This is a genomic window from Streptomyces longwoodensis, from assembly GCF_001514125.1.
GTDB lineage: Bacteria > Actinomycetota > Actinomycetes > Streptomycetales > Streptomycetaceae > Streptomyces > Streptomyces longwoodensis.
The window spans coordinates 208,910-229,606 of record NZ_KQ948562.1 but is presented as its reverse complement, the minus strand read 5'-3'; the positions used below and the strand labels follow the sequence as shown (position 1 = coordinate 229,606).

Annotated in this window: 17 protein-coding genes and 1 pseudogene; 9 read left to right on the top strand and 9 right to left on the bottom strand. The window is 72.7% G+C overall.

The genetic code is table 11. The annotated features are described in order from the left end of the window. The first annotated feature begins 83 nt into the window (after nt 1-83). Genes AQJ30_RS31295 through AQJ30_RS31280 form a run of 4 tightly spaced genes read left to right on the top strand, consistent with a single transcriptional unit; the run spans nt 84 to nt 5,309 of the window. Complete coding sequence (locus AQJ30_RS31295) at nt 84-845, top strand: redox-sensing transcriptional repressor Rex (RefSeq protein ID WP_067240639.1); 762 nt, start codon at nt 84-86, stop codon at nt 843-845. Continuing rightward, on the top strand, nt 842-2,617 hold the full coding sequence (locus AQJ30_RS31290) for a glutamyl-tRNA reductase (RefSeq protein WP_067240638.1): 1,776 nt from the start codon (nt 842-844) through the stop codon (nt 2,615-2,617). The genes AQJ30_RS31295 and AQJ30_RS31290 overlap by 4 nt, the downstream gene beginning before the upstream one ends. Next, nucleotides 2,614-3,609: a hydroxymethylbilane synthase gene (gene hemC / locus AQJ30_RS31285; protein ID WP_067240636.1), complete on the top strand. Its 996-nt coding sequence runs from the start codon at nt 2,614-2,616 to the stop codon at nt 3,607-3,609. The genes AQJ30_RS31290 and hemC overlap by 4 nt, the downstream gene beginning before the upstream one ends. After that, nucleotides 3,606-5,309 carry a bifunctional uroporphyrinogen-III C-methyltransferase/uroporphyrinogen-III synthase gene (locus AQJ30_RS31280; protein ID WP_079084419.1) on the top strand — a complete coding sequence of 568 codons (1,704 nt, stop codon included), beginning with the start codon at nt 3,606-3,608 and terminating at the stop codon, nt 5,307-5,309. Before hemC ends, AQJ30_RS31280 begins: the two co-directional genes overlap by 4 nt. Before the next feature lie 238 nt (nt 5,310-5,547). Here the strand turns inward: AQJ30_RS31280 and AQJ30_RS31275 are convergent, their stop codons facing one another. Then, nucleotides 5,548-6,408 carry an alpha/beta fold hydrolase gene (locus tag AQJ30_RS31275; RefSeq protein ID WP_067240632.1) on the bottom strand — a complete coding sequence of 287 codons (861 nt, stop codon included), beginning with the start codon at nt 6,406-6,408 and terminating at the stop codon, nt 5,548-5,550. Between the two features lie 197 nt (nt 6,409-6,605). Between AQJ30_RS31275 and hemB the strand changes: the two genes are divergently transcribed. The 3 genes from hemB (at nt 6,606) to AQJ30_RS31260 (ending at nt 9,939) form a co-directional block, all read left to right on the top strand. Beyond that, entirely contained in the window at nt 6,606-7,598 is a 993-nt protein-coding gene (gene hemB / locus AQJ30_RS31270) for a porphobilinogen synthase (protein WP_067240630.1), read from the top strand. 114 nt (nt 7,599-7,712) lie between these two features. Beyond that, nucleotides 7,713-8,612 carry an SAM-dependent methyltransferase gene (locus AQJ30_RS31265; protein ID WP_067240629.1) on the top strand — a complete coding sequence of 300 codons (900 nt, stop codon included), beginning with the start codon at nt 7,713-7,715 and terminating at the stop codon, nt 8,610-8,612. Between the two features lie 106 nt (nt 8,613-8,718). Beyond that, nucleotides 8,719-9,939 carry an aminotransferase-like domain-containing protein gene (locus tag AQJ30_RS31260; protein WP_067240627.1) on the top strand — a complete coding sequence of 407 codons (1,221 nt, stop codon included), beginning with the start codon at nt 8,719-8,721 and terminating at the stop codon, nt 9,937-9,939. A gap of 24 nt (nt 9,940-9,963) precedes the next feature. On the opposite strand, the gene AQJ30_RS31255 is transcribed toward AQJ30_RS31260, so the two are convergent. The 4 genes and pseudogenes from AQJ30_RS31255 to argS all read right to left on the bottom strand — a co-directional run bounded on the left by AQJ30_RS31255 (nt 9,964) and on the right by argS (nt 13,069). Further along, complete coding sequence (locus AQJ30_RS31255) at nt 9,964-10,755, bottom strand: DUF4253 domain-containing protein (RefSeq protein WP_067240625.1); 792 nt, start codon at nt 10,753-10,755, stop codon at nt 9,964-9,966. A 47-nt stretch (nt 10,756-10,802) separates the two neighbouring features. Next, nucleotides 10,803-10,994, bottom strand: coding sequence for a DUF397 domain-containing protein (locus AQJ30_RS31250; protein ID WP_067240623.1), 192 nt, complete (start codon nt 10,992-10,994; stop codon nt 10,803-10,805). Continuing rightward, a pseudogene (locus AQJ30_RS37455) lies at nt 10,991-11,161 on the bottom strand (Scr1 family TA system antitoxin-like transcriptional regulator); the annotation flags it as partial. The gene AQJ30_RS31250 and the pseudogene AQJ30_RS37455, both read right to left, overlap by 4 nt. A gap of 135 nt (nt 11,162-11,296) precedes the next feature. Next, on the bottom strand, nt 11,297-13,069 hold the full coding sequence (argS, locus tag AQJ30_RS31245) for an arginine--tRNA ligase (protein ID WP_067240621.1): 1,773 nt from the start codon (nt 13,067-13,069) through the stop codon (nt 11,297-11,299). A 137-nt stretch (nt 13,070-13,206) separates the two neighbouring features. Between argS and lysS the strand changes: the two genes are divergently transcribed. Further along, nucleotides 13,207-14,949, top strand: a complete 1,743-nt coding sequence (gene lysS / locus AQJ30_RS31240; RefSeq protein WP_067240619.1) for a lysine--tRNA ligase — start codon at nt 13,207-13,209, stop codon at nt 14,947-14,949. 85 nt (nt 14,950-15,034) lie between these two features. Here lysS and AQJ30_RS31235 read toward each other — a convergent pair whose 3' ends face one another. The 3 genes from AQJ30_RS31235 to AQJ30_RS31225 all read right to left on the bottom strand — a co-directional run bounded on the left by AQJ30_RS31235 (nt 15,035) and on the right by AQJ30_RS31225 (nt 18,427). Further along, nucleotides 15,035-16,336, bottom strand: a complete 1,302-nt coding sequence (locus AQJ30_RS31235) for a DUF2637 domain-containing protein (RefSeq protein WP_245727206.1) — start codon at nt 16,334-16,336, stop codon at nt 15,035-15,037. Nucleotides 16,337-16,412: 76 nt separating this feature from the next. After that, a complete protein-coding gene (locus AQJ30_RS31230; RefSeq protein WP_079084418.1) occupies nt 16,413-17,444 on the bottom strand; it encodes a DUF3558 domain-containing protein in 1,032 nt (343 codons plus the stop codon). Between the two features lie 131 nt (nt 17,445-17,575). After that, nucleotides 17,576-18,427, bottom strand: coding sequence for a hypothetical protein (locus AQJ30_RS31225; protein WP_067240615.1), 852 nt, complete (start codon nt 18,425-18,427; stop codon nt 17,576-17,578). A 179-nt stretch (nt 18,428-18,606) separates the two neighbouring features. Between AQJ30_RS31225 and AQJ30_RS31220 the strand changes: the two genes are divergently transcribed. After that, on the top strand, nt 18,607-19,800 hold the full coding sequence (locus AQJ30_RS31220; protein WP_067240613.1) for an RtcB family protein: 1,194 nt from the start codon (nt 18,607-18,609) through the stop codon (nt 19,798-19,800). Here the strand turns inward: AQJ30_RS31220 and AQJ30_RS31215 are convergent. Beyond that, entirely contained in the window at nt 19,772-20,671 is a 900-nt protein-coding gene (locus AQJ30_RS31215) for an LAGLIDADG family homing endonuclease (RefSeq protein ID WP_342671642.1), read from the bottom strand. The two genes, AQJ30_RS31220 and AQJ30_RS31215, sit on opposite strands and share 29 nt — an antisense overlap. Nucleotides 20,672-20,697: the final 26 nt, after the last annotated feature.

Here is a 20,697-nt window from a genome sequence, read left to right as displayed (position 1 = left end):
TTCACAAAGACATAGCCTGCATAGGACGGGGCGGTCGTGGGACGTCTGACCGCCTACAGCCCCGCTCTACCCGCAGGAGCACCGTGGCAACTGGCCGAACTCACCGACCGGCGACCCGTAGCCGAGGGATTCCCGAGGCCACCGTCGCCCGTCTTCCGCTGTACCTCCGCGCCCTGACCGCACTGTCGGAGCGCTCGGTCCCCACGGTCTCCTCCGAGGAGCTCGCGGCCGCGGCCGGCGTCAACTCCGCCAAGCTGCGCAAGGACTTCTCCTACCTGGGCTCCTACGGGACGCGCGGTGTCGGCTACGACGTCGAGTACCTCGTCTACCAGATCTCCCGGGAGCTGGGCCTGACGCAGGACTGGCCCGTCGTCATCGTCGGCATCGGCAACCTCGGCGCGGCGCTCGCCAACTACGGCGGGTTCGCCTCGCGCGGCTTCCGGGTCGCCGCCCTGATAGACGCCGACCCGGCGATGGCCGGCAAGCCCGTCGCGGGCATCCCCGTGCAGCACACCGACGAACTGGAGAAGATCATCCAGGACAACGGTGTGAGCATCGGCGTGATCGCGACGCCCGCCGGCGCCGCCCAGCAGGTCTGCGACCGGCTCGTGGCCGCCGGCGTCACCTCCATCCTGAACTTCGCGCCGACCGTGCTGTCCGTGCCCGACGGCGTCGACGTGCGCAAGGTCGACCTCTCCATCGAGCTGCAGATCCTCGCCTTCCACGAGCAGCGCAAGGCCGGCGAGGAAGCGGGCGCCGGGACGGCCCAGCAGGCCGCCGCCGCCCGCTCCGACGCGGCGGACCAGGGACCCGACGGGGACGTACCCGCCGTGATGCCGGCATGAGCCTCCTCGTCGTCGGACTGAGCCACCGCAGCGCCCCGGTCAGCGTGCTGGAGCGGGCCTCGCTGGGCCCGGACGCGCAGATCAAGTTGCTCCAGGACACCGTCGCCGCCGAGCCGGCCGCCGAGGCCGCGGTGCTGGCCACCTGCAACCGCATCGAGCTCTACGCCGACGTGGACAAGTTCCACGCGGGCGTCGCCGAGCTGTCCACCCTCCTCGCCCAGCACAGCGGGGTCGGGCTGGAGGAGCTCACCCCCTACCTCTACGTGCACTACGAGGACCGGGCCGTCCACCACCTGTTCTCGGTGGCCTGCGGACTGGACTCCATGGTCGTCGGCGAGGGCCAGATCCTCGGACAGATCAAGGACTCCCTGGCCAGGGCGCAGGACCTGCACACCGCCGGCCGGCTGCTGAACGACCTGTTCCAGCAGGCCCTGCGGGTCGGCAAGCGCGCCCACTCCGAGACCGGCATCGACCGCGCCGGACAGTCGCTGGTCACCTTCGGCCTGGAGCAGCTCGCCGGGGACGGCGCGGTGCCCGACTGGGTGCGCGGCAAGAAGGCACTGGTCATCGGCGCCGGATCGATGTCCTCGCTGGCCGCCGCGACCCTCGCGCGCGCCGGGGTCGCCGAGATCGTCGTCGCCAACCGCACCTTCGAGCGCGCCGAGCGCCTCGCGCAGATCCTCACCGACGCCGAGGACACGGCCGTGACGGCCCGCGCGGTGCCCATGGACGCCGTCGCCGCCGAACTGACACGTGCCGACGTGGCCGTCTCCTGTACCGGCGCGACCGGACTTGTGCTGACGGCCGAGGCGGTCGCGACCTCCGTGGACGGCCGCACCGGCCACGCCATACCCGCGCCGCGGCCCGACGCGCCCGCGGACACCCGCGCGGAGCGGGCACCGCTGCCGCCCACCTCCCTCGGCACCGACGAGGGCTGCCCGCTCGACCTGCCCGCCGTGCAGGCGACCGCCGGCTTCTCCGTGGCCGGCGAGGCCGCCGTCGCCGGGATGGGCGCCGCCGAGCTGGAGCAGCACGCCGCCTGGGTCGACAACGGCGCCCCCGACACCGCGCCCCGCGCCCCCCGCGCCGCGGCCGGCACCGCGACCCGGCCGGGCACCGCCGTCCCGCTCGACCCCGCCGAGGACGCCGACGCCATCGCCGCGCTCGCCGCGGCCGTCGCCGCCGTCGGCCGGATCCCCGAGCGCCGCAGGCCCGAGCCGGTCGCCGACGTCGTACGGCCCGAGCCCGTGCTGTTCCTGCTCGACCTCGCCATGCCGCGCGACATCGACCCGGCCGCGCACCGGCTCGCCGGGGTGCGGCTGGTCGACATCGAGTCGCTCGCCGAGGCCTCCGCGGACGCGCCGATGGCCGCCGACGTCGACCAGGTGCGCCGCATCGTCTCCGACGAGGTGGCCGCCTTCGGCGCCGCCCAGCGCGCCGCGCACATCACGCCGACCGTCGTCGCCCTGCGCACCATGGCCGCCGACGTCGTCGCCGGCGAGATCGCCCGCCTCGAGGGGCGGCTGCCCGCCCTCGACGACAAGCACCGCGCCGAGATCACCCAGACCGTCAAGCGGGTCGTGGACAAGCTGCTGCACGCGCCGACGGTGCGGGTCAAGCAGCTCGCGGCCGAGCCGGGCGGCGCCGGGTACGCGGACGCGTTGCGCACCCTGTTCGACCTCGACCCCGAGACGGTGGCCTCCGTCTCCCGCGCCGAGGACAGCACCACCGAGAACACCGAGAAGAAGGCCAGAACCGAGGGCCAGCGATGACTGAGAAGGCACTGAGGCTCGGGACCAGGCGGAGCAGACTCGCCATGGCCCAGTCCGGGCAGGTGGCGGACGCCGTGAGCCAGGTGACCGGACGGCCCGTCGAGCTCGTCGAGATCACCACCTACGGCGACACCTCGCGCGAGCACCTCGCGCAGATCGGCGGTACCGGCGTCTTCGTCACCGCGCTGCGCGACGCGCTGCTGCGGGGCGAGGTCGACTTCGCGGTTCACTCGCTGAAGGACCTGCCGACGAGCCAGCCCGAGGAACTGGTGCTGGCGGCCGTGCCCGTGCGCGAGGACCCGCGGGACGTGATCGTCGCCCGGGACGCGCTGAAGTTCACCGACCTGCCGCGCGGCGCGCGCATCGGCACCGGCTCGCCGCGGCGCATGGCACAGCTCAACGCGTACGCGCGCGCCCACGGCCTCGACATAGAGACCGTGCCGATACGCGGCAACGTCGACACCCGCATCGGGTACGTCCGTGACGGCGGACTGGACGCCGTCGTCCTCGCCGCCGCCGGGCTGAACCGGATCGGCCGGGGCGAGGAGGTCACCGACTTCCTCTCGGTCGACACCGTGCTGCCGGCCCCCGGCCAGGGGGCCCTGGCGGTCGAGTGCCCCGCCGACCGGGCGGAGCTGATCGCCGCGCTCGCCGAGCTCGACGACCCGTTCACCCGGGTCGCCGTGACGGCCGAGCGGTCGCTGCTCGCCGCCCTGGAGGCCGGCTGCTCCGCGCCCGTGGGCGCGCTGGCCGACCTCCCGCCGTACGCGGCTCCGTTCGAGCGGGGGAACCCCCACGCGGACGGCCAGATTGTCAAGGAAATGCGCCTGCGCGGCGTCGTCGGCACGACCGACGGCTCCCGCATGGTGCAGCTGTCCACCACCGGTCCCGTGCCCGAGACGCACGACCAGGCGACGACGCTCGGTCGGCAACTCGCCGCCGAGATGCTCGCCCAGGGCGCGGCCGGTCTGATGGGGGAGCGAGCACAGTGAGCCCCACCGCCCTTCCTGCCGCCGCCGGTCCTGAACACGGGCACGTCACCTTCCTCGGTGCCGGACCCGGGGATCCGGGACTGCTGACTCTGCGCGCCGTCGAGGCGCTGGCGAACGCGGACGTCCTCGTCGCCGAGCACGAGGTGCTCGACGTCGTGCGTGCGCACGCCAGGCCGGGCGTGTCCGTCGTGAACGCGGACCCTTCGCCGGACCTCGTTCCGGTCCCGGGCACACCCCAGCCGACGGTTGTTGACGGCGCGTCAACGACCGCTGCTGTCCCCGCCGTGCGGGATGCCGCACATCTTGTCATGGAGGCCGCGCGGGGCGGCAGGCGGGTCGTCCGTGCGGTCCCCGGGGACCCGGGACTTGATACGTACGCGGCGGAGGAAATGCTCGCCTGCGCGGCCGCCGGTGTTCCCTTCGAGGTGGTGCCCGGTGTCGCGGCCGCGGTCGGCGTGCCCGCGTACGCCGGTGTGCCGCTGCGCGACGCCCAGGGCGCGGACGTCCGGTTCGTGGACGCCCGCACGGCGTCCGACCGGTGCTGGACCGAGGTGGGCGCCTCCGACGGCACGGTCGTCGTCTCGACGACGCTGGACTCCGTCGCCGCGGCCGCCGGCGAGCTGGTGGCGGCCGGGCGCAAGCCCGACACCCCGCTCACGGTGACCGTCGCCGGCACGACCACCCGCCAGCGCACCTGGAACGCCACCCTCGGCACCATCGCGCAGACGCTGAAGCAGGCCAAGGTGCTGCCCTCCCCGGAGGGCGGCCGCCCGGTGATAGCCGTGGTCGGCGAGCGTTCCGCCCCCGCCCTGCGCGACCAGCTGGCGTGGTTCGAGTCCAAGCCGCTGTTCGGCTGGAAGGTCCTCGTGCCCCGCACGAAGGAGCAGGCGGCGTCGCTCTCCGACCAGCTGCGGTCCTACGGGGCCGTCCCGCACGAGGTGCCGACGATCGCCGTCGAGCCGCCGCGCACGCCCCAGCAGATGGAGCGGGCCGTCAAGGGCCTGGTGACCGGACGCTACGAGTGGATCGCGTTCACCTCGGTCAACGCGGTGCGGGCGGTCCGCGAGAAGTTCGAGGAGTACGGGCTCGACGCCCGCGCGTTCGCGGGCATCAAGGTCGCCGCGGTGGGCGAGCAGACGGCGAAGGCCCTGATCGCCTTCGGCGTGAAGCCCGACCTCGTCCCGTCGGGCGAGCAGTCCGCGGCGGGCCTGCTGGAGGACTGGCCGCCCTACGACCCGGTCTTCGACCCGATCGACCGCGTCTTCCTGCCGCGCGCCGACATCGCCACCGAGACCCTGGTGGCCGGGCTGATCGAGCTCGGCTGGGAGGTCGACGACGTCACGGCCTACCGGACCGTGCGCGCCTCGCCGCCGCCGGCCGAGACCCGTGAGGCGATCAAGGGCGGCGGTTTCGACGCGGTGCTCTTCACGTCGTCCTCGACGGTCCGCAACCTGGTCGGCATCGCCGGCAAGCCGCACAACGTCACCGTCATCGCGTGCATCGGCCCGGCCACGGCCAAGACGGCCGAGGAGCACGGGCTGCGGGTGGACGTCATGGCACCGGAGCCGTCGGTGCACAAGCTGGCGGAGGCCCTGGCCGACTTCGGCCTGCGCCGCCGGGCGGCGGCCCTGGAGGCGGGCGACCCGGTGACGCGGCCGAGCGAGCGGCGTCCGGGGGCGCGGAGGCGCCGGGCGACGTGATCCAGGGCGGCCGGGTGGTCGGGCGCCGGGGCGCCGGATCCCGCCGCGGGACACGGACCGGGGGTCCGGGGGCTACGGCCGCCGGGCCCCCGGTCCGTTGCGGCGGCAGGGCTGCCGGTGGTCCGCGGTGGCAGGGGCTTCGGTGCAGTGGCCGGTGGCACGTCTGGCAGCGGCCTGCCCACCGGGCTCAGGGGCCGGCCCCGGCGCTCCGCAGCGCCAGCGGCAGCTGACGCGCCCGTCAGGCCCTCAGGAAGTCCCCCAGTGCCGCCGCCAGGTCCTGCGGGGCCTCCTCCGCGACGTGGTGGCCGGAGTCGATGCCGTGGCCGCGGACGTCCGTCGCCCAGTCGCGCCAGATCCGCAGCGGGTCGCCGTAGAGCTGCTCCAGGTCGTCGCGGAGCGACCACAGGATCAGCGCGGGGCACCGTACGCGCGTGCCGGCGGCGCGGTCCTCCTCCTCGTGCCGGCGGTCGACGGTGAGGCCCGCCCGGTAGTCCTCCAGCATCGCGCGCACCACCTCCGGGTCGCGGGTGGCCTTCCGGAACTCGTCGTGGTTCTCCCGGCCCATGACCCGCGGGTCGCCGCGGTACCAGGCGTCCGGGTCGGCGTCGATGACGCGCTCCGGGGTGTCCGGCTGGGCGAAGAAGAACCAGTGCCACCACTGGGTCGCGAACTCCGGTGTGATGCGCGCCAAGTGCTCGCTGATCGGCAGGCAGTCGATCAGGGCCACCCGCTCCACCGCCTCCGGGTGGTCGAGGACCAGGCGGAAGGCGACGGCGGCCCCGCGGTCGTGCCCGACCAGCGCGAACCGTTCGTGCCCCAGTGCCCGCATCACCGCCACGACGTCGGCGGCCACCGCCCGCTTGGAGTGCGCGCTGTGGTCCGGCGTCGGTGCCGGACCCCGGGAGCGGCCGTAGCCGCGCAGGTCCGGGCAGACGACGGTGAAGCCGCGCTCGACCAGCAGCGGGGCGACCCGGTGCCAGGTCGCGGACGTACGGGGATGGCCGTGCAGCAGGACCACCGGCGGGCCGTCCCCGCCGTACCGCACGAAGACGGACGCCTCACCGGTTTCGACGTGCCTGGTCGCGAATCCCTCGAACACGCTCGCGTGCCTCCCGCCCTCGTCCCGACGCCAGGGGTGACCCGCCGTCCTCGTGCGTGCCGCCGAGGACCGCGGGCGCAGCGGTGTGGGTTCCCCGCGTGGCGGCGCCGACACCGTGGCGGGCGGCCGCTCGGGGGCGGTGTGGGGCCGACTCGGCGTCGGCAAAGGCACCGTCCGGGCGGGCGTAGCGTAGACGTATGGCGAAGTACGGATCCTTTCCCGGTGCGCGGCCGCGGCGGCTGCGGACCAGTCCGGTCATGCGGCGGATGGTCGCCGAGACGCGGTTGCACCCCGCCGACTTCATCCTCCCCGCGTTCGTGCGGGAGGGCGTGGGCGAGCCGGTGCCGATCGGGGCCATGCCCGGCGTCGTGCAGCACACACGCGACAGCCTGAAGAAGGCCGCCGTGGAGGCCGCCGAGGCCGGGGTCTCCGGGATCATGCTGTTCGGCGTGCCGGAGGACGCCAAGAAGGACGCGCTCGGCACCGCCGGGACCGACCCGGACGGCATCCTCCAGGTCGCCCTGCGCGACGTGCGGGCCGAGGTCGGCGACGACCTGCTCGTGATGGCCGACCTGTGCCTCGACGAGTTCACCGACCACGGGCACTGCGGTGTCCTGGACGACCAGGGCCGGGTCGACAACGACGCCACCCTGGAGCGGTACGCCGAGATGGCGCAGGTGCAGGCCGACGCCGGCGCCCACGTCGTCGGGCCGAGCGGGATGATGGACGGGCAGATCGGCGTCATCCGTGACGCCCTCGACCAGATCGGCCGCGAGGACGTGGCGATCCTCGCCTACACCGCCAAGTACTCCTCCGCGTTCTTCGGTCCCTTCCGCGAGGCCGTCGGGTCCTCCCTGCGCGGCGACCGGCAGACGTACCAGCAGGACCCCGCCAACTGGCGCGAGTCGCTGCGCGAGCTCGCCCTCGACCTCGAGGAGGGCGCCGACATGGTGATGGTCAAGCCGGCCGGCCCGTACCTCGACGTCCTCGCCCGGGTCGCCGACGCGGTGGACGTGCCCGTCGCCGCGTACCAGGTCTCCGGCGAGTACGCGATGATCGAGGCCGCCGCCGAGAAGGGCTGGATCGACCGCGACCGCGCGATCCTGGAGGCCCTCACCGGCATCAAGCGGGCCGGCGCCCGCACGATCCTCACCTACTGGGCGACCGAGGTGGCCCGGACGCTGGACTGACCCGGAAGGGGGGTCTCCGGGCACCTTCAAGTGCCCTCAGGAGTTAGGTTGTTGACCACTTCCGCGCTTGTGCGCCGGACGACACCGACCTGCTCATGACCCAGGGAGACCCCCATGCCCGGTGACGCGCTCGACCAGGACCCCGCCGAGCTGCGCAGACGGATCGACACCAGCAAGGCCCATCCGGCGCGGGTGTACGACGTGTTCCTCGGCGGCAAGGACAACTACCCCGTCGACCGGGCCGCCGCGGCCGCCGGTCTCGCCGCCAACCCGCGCGGCTACCTCGACGTGCGCCACAACCGCGACTTCCTGCGCCGCGCGGTGACCGCGCTGGTCCGGGAGGACGGCATCCGGCAGTGGCTGGACATCGGCACCGGCCTGCCGACCGCCGAGAACGTCCACCAGATCGCGCAGCGGATCATCCCCGACTCGCGCGTGGTCTACGTCGACAACGACCCCGTCGTCCTCGCCCACGCGCGGGCGCTGCTCACCTCGGGGTCCGAGGGCCGCACCGACTACATCGACGCCGACCTGAAGAGTCCCGCGCAGATCCTCGAACAGGCCGCCAAGACCCTCGACTTCGACCAGCCGGTCGCGCTGTGCCTGGTGGCGATCCTGCACTTCATCGAGGACGAGGAGGCGTACCCGATCGTCCGCGAGCTGGTGGACGCGCTGCCCGCCGGCAGCCGGCTGGTGCTCAGCCACCTCACCGACGACCTCAACCCGGAGAACATTCGCGCCGTCCAACGCACGTACACCGAGCGCGGGTTCACCTTCGTGCTGCGGTCGCGCGCCGACGTCGAGCGGTTCTTCACCGACCACGGCCTGGCGCTCGCCGAGCCGGGCGTGGTCCCGGTGCACCACTGGCGCCCCGAGCCCGCCCCGGTCCCCGAGCAGCCGGACGCGGCGTACCTGGCCTCCCTCGACGAGATCGAGAAGGTCCGCTACTACGACATAAACGACGTGACGGACGCGGACATCAACGTGTACGGGGGCGTGGCGGCCAAGGGATGAGCCCTGTGCGGTTCGTCCACATCCCGAAAAGGTCATGTGTAGACGGCACCCATCTCCCTAGGCTGCGGGCAACGCGAGGCGCCCGCCCGCAGCCGAAGGAGCCGTCATGACCGTCGCCCCGGAAACCGCCCGCCCGCGCGAAGCCGCCGCCCCGCCGCCGCTCGCCGCCCGCGCACGGACCGTCGGCGGGTCGCCGGTGCGGGACATCCTCGCCGTCACCGCCCGCCCCGAGGTCATCAACTTCGCCGGCGGGCTGCCCGCCCCGGACGTCTTCGACCAGGCCGGGGTGGCCGCCGCCTTCCGGTACGTGCTCGACGAACTCCCCGCGCAGGCCCTGCAGTACGCCACCACCGAGGGCGAACCCGCCCTGCGCGACCTCCTCGCCGCCCGGCACACGGCCCGCGGACTCGCCACCGACGCCGACGACCTGCTCGTCACCACCGGCTCCCAGCAGGCCCTCTCCCTCCTCGCGAGCGCGCTCCTCGACCCCGGCGACACCGTCCTCGTCGAGGAGCCCTGCTACCTCGCCGCCCTCCAGGTCTTCGGCCTCGCCGGCGCCCGCGTCCTCGCCGTCCCCGGCGACGCCGACGGGCCCGACCCGGACGCCCTCGCCGACCTCGTCGTGCGCGAGCGGCCCAAGCTGCTCTACACCGTCCCCACCTTCCAGAACCCCACCGGCCGCACCCTGCCCGCCGGCCGCCGCGCCGCGCTCGCCGCCGTCGCCGCGCGCCACGGCCTGTGGATCGTCGAGGACGACCCGTACGGCGAACTGCGCTACGAGGGCGAGCGCGTGCCCTGGATCGCGACCCACGACGACGCCCGCGACCGCACCGTGCTGCTCGGCTCCTTCTCCAAGGTCATGGCCCCCGGACTGCGCCTGGGCTGGCTGCGCGCCCCCGCCGAGCTGCGCCGCGCCTGCGCCGTCGCCAAGCAGGCCGCCGACCTGCACACCCCGACCGTGAACCAGCTCGCCGCCGCCCGCTACCTCACGGAGTACGACCTCGACGCCCACGTCGCCAGGGTGGCGGGCGTCTACCGCGAGCGCCGCGACGCCATGCTCGCCGCCCTGCCCGGCGCGCTCCCCGAGGGCTCCACCTGGAACCGCCCCGAGGGCGGCATGTTCCTCTGGGCGCGGCTGCCGGAGCCGTACGACACCACCGCGCTGCTGCCCCGGGTCGTCGCCGAGGACGTGGCCTACGTCCCCGGCGCGCCCTTCTACGCCGGCACCCCCGACCCGGGCACGCTGCGGCTGTGCTTCGTGACCCAGACGCCACAGGAGATCACGGAGGGCCTGCGACGCCTGGGCCGAGGCCTGCTGGGGGGTTGAGTTCCTCTTTCGGTGGGACGGGGCTCAGTCCCACCAGAAGGTCCAGGCGTGCTCGCCGACGAGCCCCTTGGCGTAGGCGTCGAGCGTGCCCGGGCCGCTCTGCAGGATGTTGTCCGGGCAGAACGCGAAGTGCTCCGCCGCCACCTGCCCGGCCTCCGTGAGGGTGGCCGGCGGGGCGGCGACGGACGCGACCAGGACGTCGAAGCCGAGGCCGACGACGCGCAGCCCGAAGCGGTCCTCCCAGGTGCGCAGCACGGCGCACAGGCGCGCGACGTCGCCCTCGTGGTTCAGCGGGCCCGTCCAGCCGACGGCCGCGGGTATGTCGGCGCTGCGTCGGGCGGACACCAGGGCCAGGTGCGGGTCCTTGAACCAGGACGGGCACTCGGCGGACAGCCCGTCGGCGACCTCCGCGGCCCGCACGTCCGGCGTGGCGGTCGCACCGGGCCGGCTGTCGCCGAGCCCGGGCCACGGCTCGTCCTCGGCGGCGCACTCCTCCCAGTACTCGGCCAGCACCTCGTCCGGGTCGTGGTCCCCCGGGTACGACACCTCGCCGGGCAGCAGCTCCCACCCCTCGGGCCCGCCCTGCGACCCGCCGAGGTCCACCAGCACGGGCAGCAGCCCGGCCCGCGCCGCGGGCCCGCCGAGGGCGCTCCAGGTGCCGGGCGCGGCCGACTTGTCTGCGTGCCACAGCAGGGGTTCGTGCCACGGTCCGTCCTCCGTGACGTCGATCAGCCGCCCCGGCGGAAGCCGGAGCCCGAGCGAACGCCCACTCGGATCGGTGGCCAGGGAGGGCAGCGGATTGGGAAGAGTCGCCATGCGGCCGACTGTAGGGGCGCCCACTGACAACGGCCCGCGGCCGAGGCTCACTTCACGGCGTAGGCGAGGAAGTCGGTCCAGGTGGCGGGGGTGATGTGGAGGGTGGGGGCGTGGTGGTCCGGGGCGGTCTTGGAGTCGCGGACGTGGATGGTGTGGGGGGTGACGGCGACTTCGAGGCAGGCGCCGCCTTCGCTTCCGCTGTAGGACGACTTGGACCACTGAAGGGCCTCGGTGCTCATCGCTCTCCTCGCAGGCGGTCGAGCAGGCGCAGCGAGTCCTGGGTGGTCATGGCCTGCGTCCGCAGCATCGCATGTCTGCGCGCCAGGATGGATACCTCCTCCGGGCTGGAGACCCACTGGCTCCCGCGCTGCGACTCGGTGTAGGCCACGTGCTCGTGGTTCGGCGTTCAAGGCGCGACAAGTGGGGCGTGCGGCAACGGGAGCTCGGCAGGCGGTGTGGTGCGACTTCGCCTTCTGATCAGCGCAACGGCCCCGCCGGAAGGATCCCGACGGGGCCGTTCACGCGTGCAGTTGACGCGGCGTCAGAGACGCTCAGGCGTCCTGATGCCCAGCAGGGCCATGCCCTGGTGGAGGGTCTTCGCCGTGACGTCCGACAGGAACAGGCGGTTCTCCGCGACGTCCCGCGGCGGCTCCGGCTTGATCACCGGGCACTTGTCGTAGAACGTCGTGAAGAGCGAGGCCAGTTGGTACAGGTACGCGGCCAGCTTGTGCGGGGCGTACTCGGCGGCCGCCTCCCCCACCGTCTCCGCGAACGCGTCCACGTGCAGGCCCAGGGCCCGCTCCGCCGGGTGGAGTTCCAGTTCCGGGTGGGCCGCGGGGCGGACCTCGCCGGCCTTGCGGAGGATGGAGTGGATGCGGGCGTAGGCGTACTGGAGGTAGACCGAAGTGTCGCCGTTGAGGGAGACCATCTGGTCCAGGTCGAACTTGTAGTCGCGGGCCGCCGACGTCGACAGGTCCGCGTACTTCACCGCGCCGATGCCCACCTGGGTGCCCCGCTCGGCGATCTCCTCCTCGCCCAGCAGGCCCTGGGTGTCCTTCTCGCGCACCACGGCCGTCGCCCGGTCGATCGCCTCGTCGAGGAGGTCGACGAGCTTGACCGTCTCGCCCTCACGCGTCTTGAACGGCTTGCCGTCCTTGCCGAGGACCGTGCCGAAGGCGAGCTGGACCGCCTTGACGTCGTCGTTCAGCCAGCCGGCCCGGCGGGCGGTCTCGAAGACCATCCGGAAGTGCAGGGACTGCCGGGCGTCCACGACGTACAGCAGCGTGTCCGCCTTCAGGTGGAAGACGCGGTCGCGGATCGCGGACAGGTCGGTCGCCGCGTAGCCGTAGCCGCCGTCGGACTTCTGGACGATCAGCGGGACCGGCTTGCCGTCCGGGCCCTTGATGTCGTCGAAGAACACGCACAGCGCGCCCTCCGAGCGGACCGCCACCCCGGACTCCTCCAGCAGGCGGCACGTCTCGGCGAGCATGTCGTTGTAGCCGGACTCGCCGACGATGTCGGCGTCCCGGACCTCCATGTCCAGCTTCTCGAAGACGGAGAAGAAGTAGATCTTCGACTCGTCGACGAACTTCTGCCAGGTCGCCAGCGTGTGCGCGTCGCCCGCCTGGAGGTCCACCACCCGGCGCCGGGCGCGCGTCTTGAACTCCTCGTCGGAGTCGAACTTCCGGCGCGCGGCCTTGTAGAGGCGGTCCAGGTTCGACATCGCCTCCTCGCCGCTCACCTCGGCGCCGCCGTGGTCCAGCTCGTGCGGGTGCTCGTCCAGGTACTGGATGAGCATGCCGAACTGGGTGCCCCAGTCGCCGATGTGGTGCCGGCGCACCACCGTCTCCCCGGTGAACTCCAGCAGTTGGACCACCGCGTCACCGATGACGGCGGACCGCAGGTGACCGACGTGCATCTCCTTCGCCACGTTCGGCTGGGCGTAGTCGATCACCGTGGTGCCCGGCTCCGACGCGAGCGGCACACCGAGGCGGCCGGTGTCGTCCGCGTACCGCGCGGCCAGGTTCCGCACGATCGCCCCGTCCGCGACGGTGACGTTCAGGAAGCCCGGACCCGACACCTCGACGTCCGCGATCACGTCACCGGTGACCACCCGGGAGACGACCTGCGCCGCCAGCTCCCGCGGGTTCGCGCCGGCCTTCTTCGCCAGGGCCAGCATGCCGTTGGCCTGGTAGTCCGCCCGGTCGCTTCGTCGCAGCAGCGGGTCCGCGGAACCGGCCTCGGGCAGGGCGGCCGAGATCGCGGACGACAGGTGCTGCTGGACGGAGTCGCTGAGGGACGTGACCGAGGCCATAGGAGTGGGTGCCGTTCTCCTCGTGGGATGGATAGACCCAGCCAGTATCCCACGGGGGGTAAAGCCGTTTTCCCGGCCACGGCGCCGTCTGGGAGTATGGGAAGGTCCAATCCCCTTCCAGCTCCAGATCAGAGGACGTGCCGATCGTGGCTCAGAGCACCGAGACCACCGACTGGGTCTCCCGTTTCGCGGACGAGGTCATCGAGGCGTCGGAGCGCCGGGCCCCGGGCAAACCGGTCGTGGTCGCGTCCGGGCTCTCCCCGTCCGGCCCGATCCACCTCGGCAACCTCCGCGAGGTCATGACCCCGCACCTGGTCGCCGACGAGATCCGCCGCCGCGGGTACCAGGTGCGCCACCTGATCTCCTGGGACGACTACGACCGCTACCGCAAGGTCCCGGCCGGCGTCCCCGGTGTCGACGAGACCTGGTCCGAGCACATCGGCAAGCCGCTCACCTCGGTGCCCGCCCCCCAGGGGTCCCCGCACCCCAACTGGGCCGAGCACTTCAAGGCGGCGATGGCCGCCTCGCTCACCGAGCTGGGCGTCGAGTACGACGGGATCAGCCAGACCGCGCAGTACACCTCCGGCGTCTACCGCGAGCAGATCCTGCACGCCATGAAGCACCGCGCCGACATCGACGCCGTGCTCGCCCAGTACCGCACCAAGCCCAAGACCGGGCCCAAGCAGTCGCAGAAGCCCGTCGACGAGGCCGAGCTGGAGGCCGCCGAGGGCTCCGGCGCCGCCGCCGAGGACGACGGCTCCTCCGGCTCCGCCGGGTACTTCCCGTACAAGCCCTACTGCGGCAACTGCGAGAAGGACCTCACCACCGTCACCTCCTACGACGACGACACCACCGAGCTGACCTACACCTGCTCGGCGTGCGGCTTCTCCGAGACCGTGCGGCTGGCGGAGTTCAACCGCGGCAAGCTGGTCTGGAAGGTCGACTGGCCCATGCGCTGGGCCTACGAGGGCGTCGTCTTCGAGCCCAGCGGCGTCGACCACTCCTCGCCCGGCTCCAGCTTCCAGGTCGGCGGGCAGATCGTCGGCATCTTCGGGGGCGAGCAGCCCATCGGGCCGATGTACGCCTTCGTCGGCATCTCCGGCATGGCCAAGATGTCCTCCTCCCGCGGCGGGGTGCCCACCCCGGCCGACGCGCTGCAGATCATGGAGCCCCAGCTGCTGCGCTGGCTCTACGCCCGCCGCCGGCCGAACCAGTCGTTCAAGATCGCCTTCGACCAGGAGATCCAGCGGCTCTACGACGAGTGGGACAAGCTCGACGCCAAGGTCGCCGACGGGACCGCCCTGCCCGCCGACGCCGCCGCCCACTCCCGCGCCGTGCGCACCGCCGCCGGTGAGCTGCCGCGCACCCCGCGCCCGCTGCCGTACCGGACGCTGGCCTCCGTCGCCGACATCACCGCCGGCCACGCGGACCAGGCGCTGCGCATCCTCAGCGAGCTCGACCCCGACCAGCCGCTCGGCTCGCTCGACGAGGCACGGCCCCGGTACGACAAGGCCGAGGCGTGGATCAACACCCACGTGCCCGCCGACCAGCGCACCATCGTCCGCGACGAGCCCGACACCGAGCTGCTGAAGTCCCTCGACGACCGCGGCCGCGAGTCCGTACGACTGCTGCTCGACGGGCTGGCCGACCACTGGTCACTGGACGGGCTGACGCACCTCGTCTACGGCGTGCCCAAGGTCCAGGCCGGGTTCTCCGCCGACGCCACCCCCAAGGAACTGCCCGCCGAGATCAAGACCGCCCAGCGGGCGTTCTTCGCGCTGCTCTACCACCTGCTGGTGGGCCGGGACACCGGCCCGCGCCTGCCGACCCTGCTGCTGGCCGTGGGCCAGGAGCGCGTACGGCGGCTGCTCGGCGAGTAGCCCGGCGACGCGGTGACGCACGCATGAGGAAGGGGGCCCTCCCCGGGAGGGCCCCCTTCCTCATGCTCATCGCCGCCGCCGGGGCTCAGGCGATGTGGTCCTCCTCCAGCTCCGCGTTGTAGCGGTTCGTGAAACGGTTGACCATCCGCTTGGCGTCCTCCGGCAGCAGCGCCAGGCCGAACTCCGCCTCGACGTTCTCGCTCAGCTCACGGGCCGTCGGATAACCGCTGCCACTGCTGATCGACTGCTTGAAGACCTGGTAGTAGTCCTCCTCGGTCGGCTCCGGCGCGCCGCCGCCCTCGCCGAGCTCCCGCGTGCGGCCCGGGGCCACCGGGATCGGGAAGCTGCCCGTCTCCTCCGGAGAAGGCTCCGGCTCCTCCGGCGGAGGCTCCTGCAGGTACTGGTCCTGGTACTGCTCGGCCTGCTGCTGCTCCTCGTACCAGTCCGCGTACTGCGCTTCCGGGTCGTAGTTGGGGTCGTAACCCCCGTGGTACTCGATCTGCCGCGGGTCCCGCGCGTGCAGCCACGGGCTCACCTCCGGCTCCGGCTCGGCCGGCTCGGGGCGCCGCGCGGGACCGGGCACCGCCCGGCCCACCGGCGCCGCACCGGCCGCCGTACCACCGCCCGCCGCCACCCCCGCCAGCTCCGGCACCGCCGCCGGCGCCTGCTGCCGCGGGGCCGGCGGCAGCAGCACCGGCTCGATCCCCGCCGCCGCCAGGCCCGCCGGGGCCGTCTCCGCGAGCGGCACCCCGTAGCGCGCCAGCCGCAACGGCATCAGCGACTCCACCGGCGCCTTGCGCCGCCACGCCCGGCCGAAGCGCGAACGCAGCCGCGCCTGGTAGACGAGACGTTCCTGCTCCAGCTTGATGACCTGCTCGTACGAGCGCAGCTCCCACAGCTTCATCCGCCGCCACAGCAGGAACGTCGGCACCGGCGACAGCAGCCAGCGGGTCAGCCGCACGCCCTCCATGTGCTTGTCCGCCGTGATGTCCGCGATCCGGCCGATCGCGTGACGGGCCGCCTCCACCGACACCACGAACAGCACCGGGATGACGGCGTGCATGCCCACACCCAGCGGGTCCGGCCAGGCCGCCGCGCCGTTGAACGCGATGGTCGCCGCCGTCAGCAGCCACGCCGTCTGCCGCAGCAGCGGGAAGGGGATGCGGATCCACGTCAGCAGCAGGTCCAGGGCCAGCAGGACACAGATGCCGGCGTCGATGCCGACCGGGAACACGTACGAGAAGTTCCCGAAGCCCTTCTTGATGGCCAGCTCCCGGACGGCCGCGTACGAACCGGCGAAACCGATGCCGGCGATGATCACGGCGCCGGTCACCACCACGCCGATGAGCACGCGGTGCATCCGGGTCAGCTGTATCGGCGCTGCCACTCGTACTCCCTCCCCATTGCGTGTCGTTGCGCGCAACAGAGTGGCACATGTGTGCGGCGCACGGGGTGCCGGTCCGTCAGCTCTTGCGGGAAGCGGAGGGAGAGGCTCCCGCCGCGGCCGCCTTCGCGGCGGACTTCGACGGGGAGGCCGACGGAGACACGGAGGGCGCCGACGACGCCTTGGACGACGCCTTGGACGACGTCGACGGCGACGCCGAAGCCGACGGCTTCCCGTCCGAACCACCCGACGCGGCACCGCCGTTGCCCTCGCCATTGGCCGCGCGGACCGACACCACGGCCTCCTTCGCCGCCTTCTCCGCCGCCTTCACCAGGGTGTCGGCACTGGGCGTCTTGTCACCGGCCAGACCCGCGCCGTTGTAGTCGACCGTCACCACCACGTTCTCCACCCGCGCGACGACCGTCTGCTGCTTGAAGGCGCCTTCCTTCTTCTTCAGGTCGTACCGCACCACCGTCGCCTGGTCACCGGTACCGGGCACCGCCTGCGACGTCGTGCCCTTGGCACCCGCCACGGCCTGCGCGTCCCCGACCTGCTTCGCGTAGTACTCCTGCGCCAGCCGGTCACCGGCACCCCGCGTCGCGTCCGACTCGAAGCGCAGCAACGACACGTTCAGCCAGCGGAACTGCGAGCCCTTGACGCCGTTGTTGTCCAGGCTGCTCCACGAGCAGCTCGCCCGGTCCTGCGGGTCCGTGGACGTGCCCTGCTTCGCCTTCGCCTTCGGCACCAGCTCGGTCAGCGTCTTCGCGGACAGCGTCGCGCACGCCTTCGGCAACGCCTTGAACGCCGCCGCCTGCACGGTCGGCGCCGCGCTCACCGACGGGTCGGACGCCGAGGAGCCGCCCGCGTCCGCCTGGGCGGTGCCGCCCGAACCAGCGGAGTCGTCGGAGCCGGAGTCCGAGGAACAGGCCGCCGCGAACAGCAGCACGGGCAGGGCGGCCGCGGCGGCCAGGGCGCGGTTCACCCCGCCGGCCCGGGACGCACGCCGCACCCGCCGGTCACCGCCGTCCGTCAGGACGCCCGGCTCACTGCGGTCGGTCCGGTCGCTCTGGTCGTCTCGCTGGGCTCGTCGCTGCATGGTTCCTTCACTCATGACGCTCGTGGTTCCTGCGGTCGGATCGGGTCCGGTCGGTCCGGTCGGATCGGGTCCGAGGGGCCACCGTACGCGGTGGACGAGCGGCGCGGCTCCCGTTCCCGGCCCCCGCGGCGCCGCCCGCCGGGCACCTAACCGGCGAGCGCGTCGGCCAGCTGGGAGGCCAGTTTCCGCACCTTGTCCTGCATTTCCTTGCTGTCCGGGACGGCACCGACGGTGGCCGGCTGCTCCTCGTACTGGACGGTCACGATGACGTTGGACGTGCGGAACGCCACAGTGATCGTGCGCTGTTTCGCCGTCGAACCCGAGCTGCTCAGGACGTCGTTGAGGAACGCCTCGTCACCGAGGTCGTCCAGCGTGCGGGGCTGGAGGTCCGCCGAGGCGGTCGAGGACGACGCCGACGGGGTCGGTGTGCCGCTCGCGGAGGAGGCGCCGGCCGGGGAGGTACCGGAGGGGGAGGTGCTCGCGCTCGCCGACGGGGTGCCGCCGCCCGTGCCGCCCGTGCCACCCGTGCCGCTCGGCGCCGGCGCCGGCGCCGGCAGGTCGGCCGCGTCCCGCTTCCCGGCGAACAGCTGCTCCGCCTGCGCGTCGTCGCTCACCGCGTTCGCGTACGACACGACGCGCTCGAAGTCCACCGACAGGTGGTCGGTGGCCTCGCTCGACTCCACCTTCCAACGGCAGCCGACCTTGCGGTGCGTGTCGAAGGTGAGGGTGGCCGAGCCGTCGTACGCCGCCTCGCGCTGCTGCTGGTCCGGCAGCTGCCGGATGCCCGGCAGGAGCGAGTCGAGCGTGCCCCGCGGGACGGCGCCGCACGGCTCGGGCAGCGTGGCGTACTTGCCGGGCTGGGCGGGCGCGGTGACCGTGCCGGCCTGACCCGACTTGGAGTTGTCGTCGGAACCGCCGTCGTCCGAACCGCCGGTGCAGCCGGCCAGCAGCGCCGCGAGGAGGGCGGCGACGCCGGTTACGTACGCCTTCCGCTGCACGGTCGGCTCCTCTCGGGGTGGGTGGCCTGCTAATTGCGTTGCCGGGCGGGGGTGACTCCTGGAGACAATGTGTATCGCACGCACCACCGCGCACGCCGGTCCGGCGTCCCGTTCGTGGCCCTTGGCGCCGGTTTTGCGATTCACCACTTCTGTCTGTCTTCCGGGGGAATGAGGGCGTTATGTCGTACGTCGAGATGCCGGGTGCGAAGGTACCGATCCGCATGTGGGCCGACCCGGCGACCGTCGAGGAGGGCGCGCTCCAGCAGCTGCGCAACGTCGCGACGCTGCCGTGGATCAGGGGCCTGGCGGTCATGCCGGACGTCCACTACGGCAAGGGCGCGACGGTCGGCTCGGTCATCGCCATGCAGGGCGCGGTGTGCCCGGCGGCGGTGGGGGTGGACATCGGCTGCGGCATGTCGGCGGTGAAGACGTCCCTGACCGCGAACGACCTGCCCGGCGACCTCTCCCGCCTGCGCTCGCGCATCGAACAGGCGATCCCGGTGGGCCGGGGGATGCACGCGGACCCGGTGGACCCGGGGGGCTTCCACGGGCTGGCCACGGCGGGGTGGGAGGACTTCTGGGGGCGGTTCGACCGGGTCGCCGAGGCGGTGCGGTTCCGCAAGGAGCGGGCGGCCGCCCAGATGGGAACCCTCGGCCAGGGCAATCACTTCGTCGAGATTTGTGTCGATTCGTCCGATTCGGTGTGGCTGATGCTGCACTCCGGCTCCCGCAACATCGGCAAGGAGCTCGCCGAGCACCACATCGGGATCGCGCAGCGCCTGCCGCACAACCAGGGGCTCGTCGACCGCGACCTGGCCGTGTTCGTGGCGGACACCCCGCAGATGGCGGCCTACCGCAACGACCTGTTCTGGGCGCAGGAGTACGCCAAGTACAACCGCACCCTGATGATGGCGCTGCTCAAGGACGTCGTGCGCAAGGAGTTCAAGAAGGCGAAGCCCACCTTCGAGCAGGAGATCTCCTGCCACCACAACTACGTGGCGGAGGAGCGGTACGAGGGCATGGACCTGCTGGTGACCCGCAAGGGCGCGATCCGGGCGGGCTCCGGCGACTACGGGATCATCCCGGGCTCGATGGGCACGGGCTCGTACATCGTGAAGGGCCTCGGCAACGAGAAGTCCTTCAACTCCGCGTCCCACGGCGCCGGTCGGCGGATGAGCCGCAACGCCGCCAAGCGCCGCTTCTCCACCAAGGACCTGGAGGAGCAGACGCGGGGCGTGGAGTGCCGCAAGGACTCCGGTGTGGTGGACGAGATCCCGGGCGCCTACAAGCCGATCGAGCAGGTCATCGACCAGCAGCGGGACCTCGTCCAGGTGGTGGCGAAGCTCAAGCAGGTCGTCTGCGTGAAGGGCTGACGTGGGGGGACCCGGGTGACGCCCGGGCCCTCACCCGGTCACGGCCGGCTGGGCGTGCCCACTTGGCCGGTGCCCAGGCGCCACCGGCGCAGGTGACAGCTCTGGATCGTCCTGCCGAGTGCCTCCGCCGCCGCTGCCGGGCTGTCACAGGCGAGGAGGATCCGTCCTCCTCCTGCGTCCAGCGGCGCCGCGTGTGGGCGGCTCGCATGCCCGCCGGGCGAGCCCAGGCCGAGAGCAACCCGGCGGCGGTCCGTTTGCGCTCCAAGGACAGGCAGCCGGGGTAGTAGAGGTCCGCGGCCAGGCGCTGGGCCACCTCCATCGTGTAGAGGACGTTGTAGATGTTGTCGCGGGCGTTGCGGCTGAGGATCCGCTCGGCCCCCGTCGTGTCCTTGCAGTAGTCGCGCAGGAAGCGTGCGACGGCGTCACTGGCGGTGGTCAGGGAGACGAAGGGGAAGCCCTTGCTGGTGAAACCGACCGAGCCGTCCGCGTCGATCAGGCCCCGCAGGTAGTCGCGACGGGAGAACTCCCCGTGCGGAGGAGCGATCGTCGCCGACTTGCGTCCGTACGGCAGGCCGCAGGCGTTGAGTCGGGTCCTCGCCTCCAATGAGCACAGGGTCCACGTGGCCGACGTGTGGGCCTCGGCGAAGTTGGTGGTTCTGGTGCGCTCGGTGACGCTGCTGTAGTAGGGCGTCAACCGCTGGAACGCGCGCAGCAGATCGATGTCGTGGCTGTTGAGTTCGACCGACAGCTTGCCCTTCCGCCCGGCACTTTGCTGCAGGTGCCCGTCCGCCTGCAGGAATCCGAACATGTAGGCGTACTCGGGGACCGTGAGGTCCATGAACCGGTGGTCGACGGGCTCGCGGTCAGCCATGGGAAGCCCCCCACTTCCATGCTGGT